This window comes from Acidimicrobiales bacterium (genome assembly GCA_036378675.1).
Taxonomy (GTDB): Bacteria; Actinomycetota; Acidimicrobiia; order Acidimicrobiales; family Palsa-688; genus DASUWA01.
On record DASUWA010000023.1, the window covers coordinates 32992 to 47940 of the forward strand.

The 14949-nt window shown below is 64.6% G+C and carries 20 protein-coding genes and 1 pseudogene; 10 read left to right on the forward strand and 11 right to left on the reverse strand.

The genetic code is table 11. The annotated features are described in order from the left end of the window. Positions 1-167 precede the first annotated feature (167 nt). Positions 168-962, forward strand: a complete 795-nt coding sequence (locus tag VFZ97_08515) for an SMP-30/gluconolactonase/LRE family protein (protein ID HEX6393471.1) — start codon at positions 168-170, stop codon at positions 960-962. Positions 963-1045: 83 nt separating this feature from the next. Further along, on the forward strand, positions 1046-1204 hold the full coding sequence (locus VFZ97_08520) for a hypothetical protein (GenBank protein HEX6393472.1): 159 nt from the start codon (positions 1046-1048) through the stop codon (positions 1202-1204). 133 nt (positions 1205-1337) lie between these two features. Here VFZ97_08520 and VFZ97_08525 read toward each other — a convergent pair whose 3' ends face one another. Continuing rightward, positions 1338-1625, reverse strand: coding sequence for an STAS domain-containing protein (locus tag VFZ97_08525; protein ID HEX6393473.1), 288 nt, complete (start codon positions 1623-1625; stop codon positions 1338-1340). A gap of 362 nt (positions 1626-1987) precedes the next feature. Between VFZ97_08525 and VFZ97_08530 the strand changes: the two genes are divergently transcribed. Then, positions 1988-2857 carry a 3-keto-5-aminohexanoate cleavage protein gene (locus tag VFZ97_08530; GenBank protein ID HEX6393474.1) on the forward strand — a complete coding sequence of 290 codons (870 nt, stop codon included), beginning with the start codon at positions 1988-1990 and terminating at the stop codon, positions 2855-2857. Between the two features lie 107 nt (positions 2858-2964). On the opposite strand, the gene VFZ97_08535 is transcribed toward VFZ97_08530, so the two are convergent. The 3 genes from VFZ97_08535 to VFZ97_08545 form a co-directional block, all read right to left on the reverse strand. Then, complete coding sequence (locus tag VFZ97_08535; GenBank protein HEX6393475.1) at positions 2965-3183, reverse strand: hypothetical protein; 219 nt, start codon at positions 3181-3183, stop codon at positions 2965-2967. 81 nt (positions 3184-3264) lie between these two features. Continuing rightward, entirely contained in the window at positions 3265-3600 is a 336-nt protein-coding gene (locus VFZ97_08540; GenBank protein ID HEX6393476.1) for an antibiotic biosynthesis monooxygenase, read from the reverse strand. Positions 3601-3739: 139 nt separating this feature from the next. Further along, positions 3740-4105 (reverse strand): nuclear transport factor 2 family protein, encoded by a 366-nt coding sequence (locus VFZ97_08545; protein ID HEX6393477.1) that lies wholly within the window; start codon positions 4103-4105, stop codon positions 3740-3742. A 126-nt stretch (positions 4106-4231) separates the two neighbouring features. Here VFZ97_08545 and VFZ97_08550 point away from each other — a divergent pair, with 126 nt between their 5' ends. Beyond that, a complete protein-coding gene (locus VFZ97_08550) occupies positions 4232-5086 on the forward strand; it encodes a MerR family transcriptional regulator (GenBank protein HEX6393478.1) in 855 nt (284 codons plus the stop codon). Here VFZ97_08550 and VFZ97_08555 read toward each other — a convergent pair. The 3 genes from VFZ97_08555 to VFZ97_08565 all read right to left on the reverse strand — a co-directional run bounded on the left by VFZ97_08555 (position 5083) and on the right by VFZ97_08565 (position 9093). Next, positions 5083-6177 carry a class E sortase gene (locus VFZ97_08555; GenBank protein ID HEX6393479.1) on the reverse strand — a complete coding sequence of 365 codons (1095 nt, stop codon included), beginning with the start codon at positions 6175-6177 and terminating at the stop codon, positions 5083-5085. The two genes, VFZ97_08550 and VFZ97_08555, sit on opposite strands and share 4 nt — an antisense overlap. A 442-nt stretch (positions 6178-6619) precedes the next feature. Then, positions 6620-7279, reverse strand: a complete 660-nt coding sequence (locus VFZ97_08560; GenBank protein HEX6393480.1) for a lysoplasmalogenase — start codon at positions 7277-7279, stop codon at positions 6620-6622. A gap of 374 nt (positions 7280-7653) precedes the next feature. Continuing rightward, the gene (locus tag VFZ97_08565; GenBank protein HEX6393481.1) at positions 7654-9093 is read right to left on the reverse strand and encodes an FAD-binding oxidoreductase; all 1440 of its coding nucleotides are present in this window, start codon (positions 9091-9093) and stop codon (positions 7654-7656) included. A gap of 102 nt (positions 9094-9195) precedes the next feature. On the opposite strand from VFZ97_08565, the gene VFZ97_08570 reads away from it, so the two are divergent. Continuing rightward, positions 9196-9762, forward strand: a complete 567-nt coding sequence (locus VFZ97_08570) for a hypothetical protein (GenBank protein HEX6393482.1) — start codon at positions 9196-9198, stop codon at positions 9760-9762. A gap of 275 nt (positions 9763-10037) precedes the next feature. Here VFZ97_08570 and VFZ97_08575 read toward each other — a convergent pair whose 3' ends face one another. Next, the gene (locus tag VFZ97_08575; GenBank protein ID HEX6393483.1) at positions 10038-10241 is read right to left on the reverse strand and encodes a cold-shock protein; all 204 of its coding nucleotides are present in this window, start codon (positions 10239-10241) and stop codon (positions 10038-10040) included. 142 nt (positions 10242-10383) lie between these two features. On the opposite strand from VFZ97_08575, the pseudogene rpsR reads away from it, so the two are divergent. Continuing rightward, positions 10384-10644 (forward strand): annotated as a pseudogene (gene rpsR, locus VFZ97_08580) (30S ribosomal protein S18). 79 nt (positions 10645-10723) lie between these two features. Here the strand turns inward: rpsR and VFZ97_08585 are convergent. Then, complete coding sequence (locus tag VFZ97_08585; protein HEX6393484.1) at positions 10724-11044, reverse strand: hypothetical protein; 321 nt, start codon at positions 11042-11044, stop codon at positions 10724-10726. Positions 11045-11342: 298 nt separating this feature from the next. Here VFZ97_08585 and VFZ97_08590 point away from each other — a divergent pair, with 298 nt between their 5' ends. Continuing rightward, positions 11343-12278 carry a sigma-70 family RNA polymerase sigma factor gene (locus VFZ97_08590; protein ID HEX6393485.1) on the forward strand — a complete coding sequence of 312 codons (936 nt, stop codon included), beginning with the start codon at positions 11343-11345 and terminating at the stop codon, positions 12276-12278. Positions 12279-12547: 269 nt separating this feature from the next. Here VFZ97_08590 and VFZ97_08595 read toward each other — a convergent pair whose 3' ends face one another. After that, the gene (locus VFZ97_08595) at positions 12548-13084 is read right to left on the reverse strand and encodes a hypothetical protein (protein HEX6393486.1); all 537 of its coding nucleotides are present in this window, start codon (positions 13082-13084) and stop codon (positions 12548-12550) included. A gap of 37 nt (positions 13085-13121) precedes the next feature. Further along, the gene (locus VFZ97_08600; GenBank protein HEX6393487.1) at positions 13122-13553 is read right to left on the reverse strand and encodes an Hsp20/alpha crystallin family protein; all 432 of its coding nucleotides are present in this window, start codon (positions 13551-13553) and stop codon (positions 13122-13124) included. 121 nt (positions 13554-13674) lie between these two features. Between VFZ97_08600 and VFZ97_08605 the strand changes: the two genes are divergently transcribed. The 3 genes from VFZ97_08605 (at position 13675) to VFZ97_08615 (ending at position 14920) form a co-directional block, all read left to right on the forward strand. After that, positions 13675-14157: a J domain-containing protein gene (locus tag VFZ97_08605; protein ID HEX6393488.1), complete on the forward strand. Its 483-nt coding sequence runs from the start codon at positions 13675-13677 to the stop codon at positions 14155-14157. Then, positions 14157-14456 carry a helix-turn-helix transcriptional regulator gene (locus VFZ97_08610; protein ID HEX6393489.1) on the forward strand — a complete coding sequence of 100 codons (300 nt, stop codon included), beginning with the start codon at positions 14157-14159 and terminating at the stop codon, positions 14454-14456. The genes VFZ97_08605 and VFZ97_08610 overlap by 1 nt, the downstream gene beginning before the upstream one ends. A 125-nt stretch (positions 14457-14581) precedes the next feature. Next, positions 14582-14920 carry a dihydrofolate reductase family protein gene (locus VFZ97_08615; GenBank protein ID HEX6393490.1) on the forward strand — a complete coding sequence of 113 codons (339 nt, stop codon included), beginning with the start codon at positions 14582-14584 and terminating at the stop codon, positions 14918-14920. The last annotated feature ends 29 nt before the right edge of the window (positions 14921-14949 follow it).

Sequence of the window (14949 nt, forward strand, 5' to 3'; positions counted from 1 at the left end):
CTTGGGGTTGGGCATCCTGTTCGCGCTGAGGGGTGTTCGCGAACGTGCGGCATAACGCTCCCGGAAAACGACGCCCCCTCGCTCTCCGCCGGTCCGCGGGGACCGCGCCGCTCGTACCAGTGGACGAAGTCCGATGAGGATTGGCGCCGCTTAGCGTCTATTCGGGTATGGCAGAGCTATTCGCAAGTGGAATTCAGATGGGCGAGTCCCCCCGGTGGCACGACGGGCGGTTCTGGATGTGCGACTGGCTGGCCGGGGAGATACTGGTCTTCGACGCAGACGGGAACCGTGATGTCGCCGCAAGGGTGAACGGACTGCCGTTCTCGATCGACTGGCTCCCCGATGGCAGGCTCGTCACCACTACGCCAGGCGGGGTGGTGGCGGGCCCGGCCCTGGAACCGTACGGCGCCACCGGTCAGCCGTTGAACGAGATCGTCGTCGACGGCGCCGGTCGGGCCTGGGTCGACATGCCTGGCTCGATGCCGTGGGAGGAGCCCAAGCCGGGGATCGTGGCCGTCGTGCTGCCCGATGGGACCAGCAGCCAGGTTGCCGACGACGTGTGGTTCCCCAACGGGATGGCCGTGTTGGGCGACGACACCCTCGTCGTAGCCGAGTCGCACGCAGACCGGCTGACCGCGTGGACCATCACCGACTCCGGCGAGTTGATCGACCGGCGGGTGTGGGCTGATCTCGGACCCGGTGCTGCCCCCGATGGAATCTGCGCGGACGCTGAGGGCGGGATCTGGTACGCCAGCGTGCCCAAGCAGAGTTGCACGCGGGTCGCCCCGGGGGGTCAGGTGCTCGAGACGGTCGAAACGGATCGAGGGTGCTTTTCCTGCATGCTCGGCGGCGACGACGGGCGCACCCTGTACATCGTGGCCAACGAGTACGGCGGCAGCGGCGCCTCGAACGGCATCGTTCTTTTTCAACGGGTCGCTGTGCCGCACGCCGGGCGTCCGTGAGGGGCCCCCTCATCGCCAAGAACAAGACCAGATCGGTCGTTTGACACAACTATGCACAGCGTCACCGAAGACGCGTACTCGCGGTGAGCATCGCCCCGCCCTCGCCGCCTGGTCAATTCCAGCAATCCTACGCCGACCTGCTCTTCGTCAAGGGCTTCGACGCGGTCATCGGCTTCACCCAGGACGCTCCAACCGCCAACCTCGCGGCGCCAGTACCCAACTCCCAGTTCCCTCCGCTGTAGACGTCCCGAGTTCTAGTTGTCGGCCCCGGTGAGTCGCTCCATCGCGAGCACCGGGGCCGACAACGATCAACGACAGCGCACCTGAAAGCGGAGGTTCAGGTGCGCTGTCTCCCGTCCCCTCCTCTCGCCGTGTCTAGGATGACCTCTCGCTTGCGTAGTCGACCATTCTCCTAATCGCTCGAGTCCCGCCGACGACAAGCGTGGGAGATCCTCCGCTGCTGACGTATCCGCTTGCGTTGCTGATTGCTCTCGCTCCAACTACATCTATGTAGGTCAAGTGCATCAGATCGATCTTCAGCGCCACGCCGCTGCGGGTCACGTCGCCAATGACGCGGCGGAATGCATCAACCGAGTAGATGTCTAAGTCACCGACCGGTCGGCACACCACTCGGTCAGGTCTCTCCGAGACGAGTTCAATCATGAGACGGCTCAGCTCGAGTGAGCATTGCTGTCTCTGGCCCGGATCCCAACCCGTCACCCGACGCGGTCTGCCAGTTACCTTCAACCCGGCGACTCGCTACCACCCGTAATCTGGGCCGGTCGATGGGGACTTGAGAGGCAGGGGAGCGTCTCAGGATGTCCGACTCCATGTGGGATTCACTCTGAGGTGAGTGACGCTGAGCGATCCGGTTCTTACTCCCGTTCACCGAGGATTTCGTATCAAACAAGTCTCCGATCGGGTAACGGGTCACTTCCCGGTCGGTTTCTCTAAGAGGTACCGCGACATTCCGCCCTATCTAAGCGCCGTGAGTCCGGCCTCGACCCGTTACTGTTCTCCGGATCATGACCGATGCTCCCGTGATCATCGAGGCCGCGATCAACGGTTTCACTCCCCGGGAGCGCAACCCTCACGTGCCTCGTTCGCCGGAGGAAGTAGCCAGCGATGCCCTCGCCAGCATCGAAGCCGGCGCGGCGATCATCCACAACCACATCGACGTTACGGGGGTTAGCGAAAACGAAGCGGCCGAGCGCTACCTGCAGGGATGGCGCCCGGTCTTGGCCGAGCGCTCAGACGCCCTTGTCTATCCGACCGTCCACTTCGGGAAGAGCATCAGCTACGAGCACCTCATCCCCCTAGCCGAAAGCGGCATGCTGAGAATCGGGCTCACAGACCCGGGTTCGGTCAACCTCGGCTCCGCCGATCAGGACGGGATACCAGTCGGCGAGTTTGTCTACGCCAACTCCTTCGAGACCATTCGACGAGCGTTTGAGATCTGTCGTGACCACCGGCTCGGTCCGAGTCTGGCCATCTACGAACCGGGGTTTCTGCGGACAACTCTGGCGTGGTGGCGCGCCGGACGACTCCCAGCGGGCGCCATGGTCAAGCTGTATTTCTCCAACGACGAGGGCCTTTACGGCTCGCCGTTTGGTTTGCCGCCGACCCGAGCAGCGCTGGCTGCCTATATGGATCTGTTGGAAGGATGCGACCTGCCCTGGGCGGTTTCATTAGTGGGAGGGGACGTGACGTCCAGCGAAATCGCCGGCGCGGCCCTCCAAATGGGGGGCCACATCCACCTGGGCCTCGAGTTCTACGCCGGTCCGGACAATCCCACCAACGCCGAACTCGTAAATAGGGCAGTCCAACTGTGCCGCACCGCGGGCCGCCCGGTAGCTACCCCGGCTGAAGCCGCCGACATACTCGGGCTCCCCTGAGGAGATACCCCGAGGACTCAGATGGTGGGTGACCCAGCGAATCGCCAGGCGACAGTGCTCGCGGGGTGCGGGTCGGAGGAGATCCCGCACCCCGCTCTGCACGGGAGCTAGGAGTTGGTGACGATGTCGCCGAGGAGACCGTCGGCTTCGTGGTCCGGGCCCGCAGTGAAGTACACAGCGCCTGCCACGACGTTCAGGGAGCCTGCCAGGAAGCGCAGACCCCACATGCCGTCGATCGTGAGAGGACCGTGGCTCCTTTCCAGCTGCCCGAGGAACTCACCGGTGACTACCGCGAGATTTTGTGACGACGTCTTGTGTTTGCCCAAGCCTGAGCGTCAGCGATTAAGTGAATTCGAATCATGGGGAGCACTCGACGACTGGTTTGGCTTGCAGCGAACTGCCGGTTCCTAATCCGATGCTTGAGTCGCTCCCACGAAAGCAGTGCCTTCTCCAAGGTACGCAGTGTCGTAGTAGTGAATGACGAAGGGCTGGACGAGCATGGCCTCGAACGTGGCGGTAAATCCGTGCTGCGTACGCCATGAGAGGTAGTCGTCGTAGTTGTGGCGCTCGGTCCACTGCGTAACCCCGGCGACGTGGTCCGAGTCGTCCTGATCGCGCACGATCCGGATGATTTCGCAGCCGTCGTGGTTCAGGCTCTCTCCCAGGATCTCGAGCAGAAGCTTGGCGACATCGTCCCCTCGTCCTGGCTGGGCGAAGAACTCGGTGGTTACTAGGGTGCTCATTTTGCGCATTCCTTTCCGGCTTCCCGGCTGACTCTGGGAGGCATTGCGTTCGACTCTGCGTCGCCGGCTAACGCAGTGGTCGTTTTGCAGTTGGTGAAGTGGGTCCGAGGCGAGGCGGGCCCGTAGCAAGCAAGATTGCTCAATAGGGGCTTGGGTTATTGGCGATGATCGTGAGGCTGGTGATCTTGTCGTCACAGATCCCGAAGTAGCTGGTCAACACCAGTTCATCGGGCAGGTTGGTTTTGTCATAGGTCCCGTCGATGCGGGCACGGACGATGATGTCGCCGTAATGGTCCAGGACCTCGCGGACGTCCATCGTCACGTGGTCCCCGACGATCTCCTTGGACATGAAGGCACGTATGGCACCGGTGCCCCACATTTCGCGACTGATGTCGTTGACGTACGCGTCGGGGGTGAACGTGTCAACGATGCGGTCGAGGTCGAAGGCGTTGACGGCCGCGACGAACTCGCCCACCACGCCTCGCAGTTCGGTGGCAATAGGCATGGTTTCCTCCTTGCTCTGATCGGTCCCGGTGGCCGACAACGTCACGATGGGCGGTGCCGTTGGGGGAGAGTCAAGGGGTCCTTGCGGGGTTGACTCTCCCCCTGGGGGAGGGTTGAAACTGGGTCGGTGAACGGCTCGTTGACGATCGGCGATTTCTCTCGGGTCACGTTCCTCAGCGTCAAGACCCTGCGCCACTACCACCGGGCTGGCCTTCTCGAACCAGCCGAGGTCGACCCGTTCACCGGCTACCGGCGCTATGCGAGCGACCAGATCCCGATCGCCCAGGTGATCCGACGGTTCCGGGAGCTGAACATGCCGCTCGAGGACATCGGATCAGTGCTCCGGGCCTCCGACCAGGAGGCCCGTTCAGAGCTCATCTCCGCTCACCTTGCCCGTTTGGAGGAGAGCTTGGCCGAGACTCAGCGCGCCGTGGCCTCGTTACGTGACCTTCTCGAGCACCCCTCGCCGCCGGCGCTGATCGAGCACCGCAAGGTTCCGGCGACCCAGGCGGCAGCGATCACGTCCGTCGTGGACTTCGGGGATCTGGGGGCCTGGTATCACGGAGCGCTGGGGGAGCTCGCGGGAACGCTGGCCGCGCAAGGCGTCGTCGCTTGTGGCGCGCCCGGCGGTATCTACGCCAATGAGCTGTTCACCGAAGAGCGTGGCGCCGCGACCCTCTTCCTCCCCATGACCGGTGGGGTGCGGCCAGTGGGACGGGTGGGACAGATGTCGGTGCCGGGGGCGGAGCTCGCCGTGATCATTCACAGCGGCTCCCACTCTGACCTGGACCGATCCTACGGGGCACTTGCTACGTACGTGACCGAGCACGCCGTGGCCGTCGATGGACTGATCCGCGAGTACTACGTGGTCGGACCGCAAGACACTAACGACGAGTCGGCGTGGAGGACCGAGGTGGGGTGGCCGATCTTCGAGACGCGGCCTCAGAGTCCTGACGTACCGGGGAAGGAAGCCCAGACCTAGATGCTTTGGGGCAGCAGCAGGCTCACGTTTTCGAAGCAGAGCCAGAGCGGGATCAGGCCGAGAGCGATCCCGATGGTGAAGGCCCCGCCCCGGTACCAGCGGCGGGAGCGTTTGGACACCAGCCGGGCGAGAAGCCAGGTGCCGATGGCCAATAGCCCGTACAGAATGGCCGGAGCCCAGGCGCTGGAGCGGCCGCTGCCGAGATTGGTCGAGGTGCCGAACCCGACGGTGTCGGCATTGCCGCTGGAGCCGTCGTGACGGAGGGTCTTAGACGCGCCGGCGGAAACCGCAGCCGGGGACTCAACGACACCGGGGGGGCCCTGCAGCCGGGCGAAGACAATCAGCCGCTGGGCCGCTGAGAAGCGGGGGTTGCAGGTGGTCAGGGTGAGCTGTGGGAACGTCGTCGCGTCGAGCACCGACACGTCATTGGGGCTCACGACTTCCTGGTTGTGCACTATGTAGGTCCAGGTCCGGCCGTTGAGGTCCGTGATGAGGATGGGGTCTCCAGGCTTGACCCCGTTTAGCTCAAAGAAGGGCCCGCCGTAGGTGGTGCGGTGGCCCGCTATGGCAGCGTTGCCGTTCTGGCCCGGGTAAGCCGTCCCGGGGTAGTGGCCGGGGCCGCGCCGCAGGTCTGCTTCGTCCACCCCCTCCACGACGAACTTGTCCACGTGGATCGAGGGGATGACCAGGTGCTCGACGGCGCCACCGGGCGGGGTGGCCGGAAGGGCGTCGGGGACCGAATCGGGTGTGACGGTCTTGATCGGCGCCCCGGTGGCCACCGTCGTGCCGAACTGCTTGGCGAGCTGCGTCTGGTTGCGTGCCTCGGTCAGGTTGGTGCCGAACAGCTGGTAGGCGATGAACAGCAAGACGATCACGCCGAGCGTGATGAGGGCCAATCCGAACTCCCGGATGACACGTCGGATAGGTCCCAGGTGCCAGCCCAAAGGCGAGTCGAACACCTTCGAGTCGGGCCCGTCAGGAGCCGGCCGCGGCACGCCGGCCGCGGACCCGTTGGCCCGACGCGCAAAACGGGCGGGTCGGCGGCAGGGCCCCGCCGAATAATCGCGGTCGACCTTCGCGAGGCCTGACATCTCACTGTCAGATATATGCAGGGGTTACAGCCAGAGCGTTTCTCCGTCCGTTCGCACGCGGCCCTGGAAGACCAGCACCATCGAGCAAATCGTCGATAGCCCGGTCGGGCACCAAGATCCGCCGACCGAGCCTTATATGCCGTAACTCCCTACTGCGTATCAGGCGGTAGCCATGGGCTCGACTTATTCCCAGGCTATGCAGGCTTCGGTCGCGGTTCGAACTCGCCGACCGGTCGTCACTTCGTGTCGTGAGTCGTTGCGACCCACCGACTCAAGCCTGATGTACCTGCTCCAGACATCTGTTCGAGAAAGCCGCAACGGTCCCGACGCGCAAGTGATCGCTTCCGGCAACCAGGAAGTCCGTACAGTCGCCCAAAGGGTTAGCCGGGCGCATCCACGGTGCCGTTGCGTTGTCCAGCGAGAGCACCGGAGATCTTCTCTTTCACGGCCCGCCATGCCTGTTCTCCGTCCTTATTTGGGACAAGACGATCAGGGCCTGGGCAGCGGTGTAGCTGGCCATCACGATGGCATCGGCCGCCGGCACCCTCACCACATCAAAGTTGTCTAACGCGAGGATGGTGTCCGAGAGCAGGAAGGCCGCACCTCCGACGGCGGTGGCGGGGCTGCCGGTATCCAGTGCCGCGAGCGCCATCCCCGATAGAGCAGTTCCGTACAGCAACACAGGGAAGCGCAGGCTGCCGGTGCGGTTCCAGAGCACCGCGTTCAGGATCAACCAGACCAAGCCGTAGCTCCCGGTGATCCAAACCCGACGGCGGAGGACACCCTTGTGTCGACGGCGCAACGCCAGCAGATAGAAGAAGTGTGCAGTTAGGAACGAGCCAAGGCCAACCGTGAAGCGACCATCACCTTCTCCGAGCAGAGCGATATCTCCGAGCCAGGAGAGCCCTAGTCCGGCGAGCATCAGGGGATCCGTCTGAGCAGCGCCGGCGCTTGTCTCTTCGGCGATCGCAACAGCCGCCAACACCGGCATCAACGCCGGCTTGCTCAGCCAGCGGACGCGGCGCATTCTCCTGGCGGCGAACGTGGTGTCCGCAGCCGCGAGGATGACATAGCCCGATAGCTGAGTCGTTCGGCGCGTCACAACGGAAGGACCTGGGTCAAAGAAGCGCTTGCAAGCTGTTCGAACGTATCAGGAATATCTCTCCTCGGAACCGGGTCGAAGCTGAGCGCCGACCTCGACGATACGTGTCGCGCTCGGCGCTTCTTGTCTCCTCGTCGAAGGTTCGCGGGCAGCAGGTAGACCGGGAGTCCCGGTTGACGATTGGCGCTCACACAAGCGTCAATCGTGACACCGAGCCTCTCTGCAAAGTGTCGCCCTCGGCCATCCCTGTGGAGACTGGCCCGCGGAACGTGTGGATCGTCCGGATTAGGAATTCGGCGGCCCTAGCTCAGGATTTCGCGGATCGTCCGCTCTTGATCGAGTTCAACTGCAGTCATCGCAGAGCCACTCGTGGGTCACTCGAGACCCGTCATCGTGGGGGAACGACTGTCCGGTGGGATGTTCTGGTTGAGCCGGAAGAAGTTGTCTGGGTCGTAGGTGTTCTTGACCTCTTTGAGCCGCTGGTATTTGGCGGGCCCGTAGGCGCGGCGGATGCCGTCTTCGCCTTCGTCCATCAAGAAGTTGACATAGACGCTGGAGTGGTAGGGGGCGAGGGCTTCCCATAGGCCGCGGGCCCATTCGCGCTCTTCATCGAAGCCTTCGCCTTTGTCGCCGGGCGCGATGCCGTTGATGTTGTAGGTGTGGCCGGCGCCGCGCCCGTTGAAGGCCGTGTCGTCGTCGCCGACCGCTCGGATGGCGCCGCCGAGTTGGAAGATCGGGTAGGTGGTGCGGGGTGAGCGGATGCGCAGGGAGTGGTCGACGGTGATGTCGATGACGTCGTCGGTGAGTTGGGCGACGTCGCAGGAGCGGGCGTAATACCACCAGCCGTGAGGGAGGCCGGGGTCGAGCATCGCCTGGTGGGCGACGAACGGCTTGGGTTGACACAGGTCGTGGACGACCGTGCGGAAGCGCTTGAGTGGCTCGATCACCTTCTGGCCGTCCTCGATGGGCCCGGCGTAGGTACACAGGACGGCGACGATTGGCTTGCCTTGCAGATCCTCGGGGATCAGCGGTGAGGTCGGGGCTTTGCGGAAATTGACGATGGTGGTGAGCTCATCGGGGGTGTCGGTGATCCAGTCCCGGTAGAAGCGCAGCACCTCGTAAGCGTCGCGCATGTGCCAGAACACCGGGCCGGCCATGACCGTGGGGCCGAGCGGGTGGGCGCGGAACTCGAAGGAGGTGACGATCCCGAAGTTGCCGCCGCCGCCCCGCACCCCCCAGAACAGCTCGGGGTTCTCAGTCTCGCTGGCCTTGATGAACTGGCCATCGGCGGCGACCAGGTCGACGGAGAGGAGGGAGTCGATGGTAAGGCCGTAGCGGCGCATGGTGTGGCCGATCCCTCCGCCGAGCGTCAGTCCGGCCAGGCCAGTGTGGGTGACGACGCCGGCCGGCACGACCAGTCCGAACGCCTGGGTCTCCCGGTCGAGCTCGCCTAACAGAACACCGGCCTCCGCTCGCACGGTGTGGGCTTCGGGGTCGACGCGGATGCCTTTCATGAGCGACAGGTCGATCACCATCCCGCCGTCGCACACCGACAGGCCCGGCCAGCTGTGGCCGCCGCTGCGCACCGCCACAACAAGTTCGGTCCGTCGGGCGAAGAGCACCGCGGCGATGACGTCGGCCACCCCCGCGCAGCGGGCGATGAGCGCCGGGCGTCGGTCGATGGACCCGTTCCAGATCTTGCGGCGCTCGTCGTAAGAAGCGTCTCCGGGCCTGATCAGCTCACCCCGAAAGTCCCCTTCGAGTTCGGCCAGCGCCGTCTGGTCGATCGCCTGGTTCTCTGCGGTAGTGCTCACCGAGTCCTCCTTTCGTCTTGATTAGGTTCTCCGTCTCGTGCCGGCCGGGCAAGTCCAAGATCTGGACTAGAGGTCGCGCGGGGATGGTGCCACACTGGCGCCGTGCGCGGCGACGGCCAGTACTGCCCGATCGGTGTGGGGCAGTACTGGCTGGAACGCCACGGTCTGATCGAGCGCCGCCCGGTCGCGCGCGGTCGGGGCCACCGCTATCTGCCCACCGAGGCGGGGAAGGACCTCTGGGACGTGTGTGTCGCCTTGGGCGAGTGGGGCGCCCGGTGGCTGGAGGCGGCGCCCGAGCACCTCGACCCTTATGTCGCGTTGTGGTCGATGTGCAACAGCCTGGCCGCTGATCGCGTCCCTGACCGGCGGCTGGTGATCCGCTTCGACTTCGCCGGTCAGCCGAAGAAGGAGTCGCGGTTCTGGTGGCTGATCGAGCACGGTCGGGGCGAGGTGTGCGCCACTTACGCCGGCGAGGAGGATTTGGTTATCAGCGCCGATCCGGAGCGGTTCGCGCGTTGGCACATGGGGCATCTCAGCTGGGCCGAGGCGACAGCCGACGACGCCATCCGCATCGAAGGACCACGGCCGCTGGCCCGGGCATTCGCTCGCTGGAACGACCGTAGTCATTTCGCTCATGTCACGCCGCTGGTCGGGCCCAGACCCAGCTGACGCCTAACGGCGCCGGCCGCGTCCGGCGTCTTCTCACGCGCCGGCGGCGGCTTGCATCCGGGTCTAGTGGGGCTTGGTTGCTGACGGTGTCGAGACTCGAGACGCCGAGCTCGCTCGTCGCGCAGGGGTGCTGACCTCGGGCGCCTGCCTAAGGCAGCGCGGCCCGCTCGATTTCTCGCCCGCCCAAGGCCTTAGGCGTCGTTCGGCCTCCGGGGCCGGGCGGCGCCGAGGCCGACGAGTGAGACCTCGGCGCCATCGACAGCGACGGCGCTATATCAGATGTGCGTGACGTTGCTGGCCTGGAGGCCCTTGGGTCCTTGAGTGGTCTCGAATTCGACCTTCTGGTTCTCCTCGAGGTTGCGGTACCCATTGCCGGAGATGGCGCTGAAATGAACGAACACGTCAGGACCGCCATCGTCTTGGGAAATGAAACCGAAACCCTTTTCTGAGTTGAACCATTTCACGGTGCCGGTTGCCATTAGCGATCCCCTCCTTTCCTGGCCTAATTCGACTCGGGGATCACACGAGTCGTGGCCTGGCCCTGGACGGGCCGGAGGGAAATCTCGTTATCGCAGCTACCCTCGCCGGCCACTGTAGCCGATGGCGCGCAACCTGAAAGTGATGAAGAAGAAGAAGGGCAAAGACCGTCGGCCCAAACCGGCCGCCACCGGCGGGGGCCCCCGGCGGGGTAGACGGAAGTTCTGCGTCTTCTGTCAACGGCACGCGACCCGGGTGGACTACGAGGATGTGGGTCTACTCAAGCGGTTCATCAACGATCGAGGCCGGATCCGGGCCCGTAAGGCGACCGGCATCTGCGCCCAGCGTCAACGCGACGTGGCCACAGCTGTCAAGACCGCCCGCGAGTTGGCGTTGCTTCCCTACGTGGTGCGGACCGTTGGGACCGAATGGACCGCTCTGTCACCGCTACCGTCTGATCGGTCGCGCGTCCGACTCCAACTTTTCAGCTGTGTTCGCCGACCTGGGTTCGCATTCGCTCGATCGTCTTCAGCTGTCGGGCCCTCTCCATTTCGTTCCTGCTGGTGTCGGCGCGAACCCGCTCGGCCAAGCGGTCCAAGCGTGACATCTCCTCCGCCCGGACCCGCGTGGCGTCCGAGTCCGGCAGCTGGCGCAGCGCCCGCATGAAAGCTCGCTGGGCGTCAGCGCGTCGGTCAAGACCCAGGTCTCGGCTGATGCGGGCGTACGGTTGGCCCTCGCCTCGAAGGCGTAGAACTTTCTCGTCGACTGTTTCGGGTGGCTCAGATACATCGGACAGGTCCGACACGGCGGGATCACCTCCAAAGCCCCGAGGGCTCAGCCGTAAACCGGCAGGGTTCCATTCCCGACCTGGCAGTCCAGGGTATCTCTTTTGTCACGACACCGGCGCGACAAACCCGCAGGGACCAGACCTAGCAGTCTGGATACGTGATCGAAAGTTCGCGACCCGTGGTCGCGTCGGCCAGAGCGGGAACCCTTGAACCGACCGCTCTGGGAGGGAGGGTCGATCAAGTAGCCTATGAACGCTGGACACCTTCCGCTCTTCGTTTGGGCAGTGTCTCGACAACAGCTAGAGACGAGGACGAGTGCTCAACAAGCGTGCTGTCCAGCCCGACGAGGACCTCGTTCGGCTCTACTTGAACGACGTCGGGAAGTACGCCCTGCTGACCAGGACTGATGAGGTCCGGTTGGCTCAGACGGTGGAAGCCGGCCGCGATGCCCGGGTTGAACTGTCCCGAAACGAAGAGCTGACCCCGTCGCGACAACGCGAGCTGCGCCGCCTCGTCCGCCAAGCAGACGATGCCGCCGACACCTTTGTCACGGCCAACCTGCGGCTGGTGGTGTCCATCGCCAAGAAGTACCAGGGCTCCCAGCTGCCCCTGTTGGACCTGGTTCAAGAAGGGAACCTCGGTCTGATCCACGCGGTGGAGAAGTTCGACTGGCGAAGAGGCTTCAAGTTCTCGACCTACGCCACCTGGTGGATACGCCAGGCCGTCACCCGAGGGATCGCCAACACCGGGCGCACGGTGCGGCTCCCAGTTCATGCCGGGGATCTCCTGAACCGGGTTTCCAAGTCCCGGGCCCGGCTCGAGGCGAAACTCGGCCGCCGCCCGACCATCGCTGAGCTGGCGCAAGACCTCGAGTTGGACGAAGACAAGCTGATCGAGATCATCCGCTACGCCGGCGAGCCAGTATCACTCTCCGAAACGCCATGGGCCGAGAGCGACTCCGAGCTCGGTGACGTCATCGAAGACCGCTCCGCCGCGTCGCCTTTCGAGGCGGCCGCCGCGTCGCTTCTCGCCGGTGAGGTGGCCAAGTTGCTCGTGGTTCTCGATGAGCGGGAGCGAGTCATCCTCCAGCTCCGGTTCGGCCTCGACCGCGGTGAGCCCCGAACCCTTGACGAAGTCGGTGCCCATTTCAACCTGACCCGCGAACGTATACGCCAGATCGAAGCCCGAGCGATGGCCAAGTTGAGACACCCCACGCTCGAGTTGAACCCACACGACCTGCTCAGCGGATAGCGGCCGCTGTCCGGTCGCTTGTACTTCAACCGGACCGCGGTGGCACCGAGACGCTCATCCGGCATCGCCCGGGGCTTCAAGAACCAAGCACCCTGCTGCTGACCGGCCAGTCCAGCTGCCGGGCCCGGAGGAGACCCGCGCAGAAGGGGAAGCGCCTGCGGGTTGCTCCGTGGGTGTCGGGTCCGGGACAGGCGCCACATCCCGCCAGCATTTGACGCGATGGGCGGCATGACGCTCGATCTTGCGCTTCCGGCGAAGCCGTTGTTCTGTTACTGATGGTGATGTTCGCCCGGCTGCTCTGGCCGATCATCGGCTCGGAGCGACTCGGCGATCAGGTCTGTGCGGAAGGCGTCGTAGTAGGCCTCGTAGATGAGATCGGACTCCCGGGCTCGCTGATGGCGCAGCCCGGTCAGGATCCAACCGAGCCGCTGGCGGACATCCGCGTAGTCTGCCGTTCCGGTACTTCCCTCCAACTCGGCTCTAACCGAGCTGAGCGCGCCGCGCAGCTGCTGGTAATTAAGGCGCACCCCTCGTACCCGGTTTCGAAGCCAAGGCTGGGTTCGGGCCAGATCCGACAGCAAGCTATCGGGTGACCCGGCGTTATCGGCTTCTTCGGCGGTAGCGTCGTCGAGAGCCGCCAAAGCGGCCAGCACGCCGGCGCGCCAGTCCTGCTCACGGCCCGGAGCGGCCGCAGCCAGCATGGCCTCGAGCCGATGCATACCAGCCAGGGTTCGGTCCTGGTCGGCTTGGCGAACCTCGAGGCCAGCCCGCTGCGACTCGCTGAATCCACTCCGTGTCGTCTCCATCACAGCTCCGACACACCAGCGGCTCGGGCCTGGCTATCTACGACGCGGTGGCTGCCAGCTGCTTGTCGGCGTCGCTGGTTGTGATCGACAGCTTGCGGGGCTTGGCCGCCTCGCGCACCGGGATGGTCAAGGTCAGCACTCCGGCGTGGTAGTCGGCCTCGATCGCGTCGGCGTCGAGAGTCTCACCGAGGAACAGCTGGCGGGAGAACGACCCGGTTGGCCGCTCACTGACGATCATCTCCGCGCCGTCGACCGAGACTTGGGGACGATCGGCCCGGATCGTAAGCACGTTCTGCTCGACGGTTAGGTCGATCGAGTCGGGATCGATGCCTGGAAGGTCGAAATGTACGTAGAAATCGGTTCCCTTCCGGTAGGCGTCCATAGGCATGGCCGCCGGGCGGGTCGCGGTGCCGAAGAACTGCTGGGTAAGCCGGTCGAGGTCGCGGAAGGGGTCGGTTCGCATCAGCATGGCGGAGTTTCTCCTTTCTTTCACACTTGATCCACCGCTGACTCTGTGCCTCCTCTTGCTCCTTAGGAGACAACTGTTATGATAGCTGATCATCAGAAATCTGCAAGAGGCGACTTAGATTATGCCAGCTGATCCATGCAGTGGTGATCGGATGTACCGGCGCCTTCAGGTGCCGCCCGAGGCGACTGCCCAGCAGATCCGCCGTGCCTATCGAAAGTTGGCGCACGACGTGCATCCCGATGCCCACCCCGAAGACCCTGACGCCTCGCGGCGATTCCATGAGATCACGGAGGCCTACGAGGTCCTCAGCAGTCCCGAGCGGCGGGCCCGCTACGACCGAGCACGCCGAGAGCCCACCGCTTTCCAGGCGCGGCCCACCCAAGCGGCAGTGTCGATCCGCCTGCGCCGATCCGCCGGTTGGAACGCCACGACCCAACCGGTGGTGCTCGGCGGTGACGCCCTCCCCCTCGGCTCGGCGCCATTGGTCGCCGGGCCCGTGCACATCGGTCGTCCCGCCGAAGCAAGGAGCAATCTCTCATCGGCCACAGCCGTTGAGCTCACCCGGTTGATGGAAGCGATCTGGCCCTGGCTGGGGATGCGGTGATGGACTGGCCTGACGCAGCACAAGGTGTATATGCCATCTCGGTAGCTGCCCAGCTGTGCGGGCTGCACCCACAAACCCTGCGCGTCTATGAGCGCGAAGGCTTGGTTGATCCCGACCGCACTGCAGGCGGAACCCGCCTCTATAGCGGACATGACGTTCAGAAGCTGCGCCAGATCGCCGAACTGGTCGAGACCGGGATCAACGTCGCCGGAATCAAACACATCCTCGAACTACAAGACGAAGTGCGCCGCCTGAAGGCACAAGTCGACCACTTGAGCTCCCGACTCAAGCAGAGCTGACTGCCGCGATGCCGGAAGACCATCGACTATCGACCGATGACTCAGCGGCTCCAGCCGAGTCATAAGAGCATGGCGAAGATACTGACTCACTCGATCAGACCGAAGGCTGGGGCGACAACCACCCGGTGGGCGCGCCGGTGGTCGTCGTGACCCACCGGCCGCCGCCTAAGAACGCTGCGACGCGGTTCCCGCGGACGACCTTCACCGGCGACCTCGAGGAGGCCGTCGCTACGGCGAAGGAACTGGCCGGCGACAAGTTCGTGACGATCGCCAGCGCCAGCATCATCCAGCAGGCACTCGGCCTCGGCCTCGTCGACGAACTGTGCATCAGCCAGGTGGCTGTGCTGTTCGGCACCGGTATCCGCTACTTCGGAGACCTTATCGGCGGCCACGTCATGCTCGAAGACCCGGTCGTAGTGCAAGGCACCCGAGCGCTTCACCTCCGCTACCCGGTTCGACGCTGACGGCCGCCGTGCAGGTGCTTCGGCGTTTC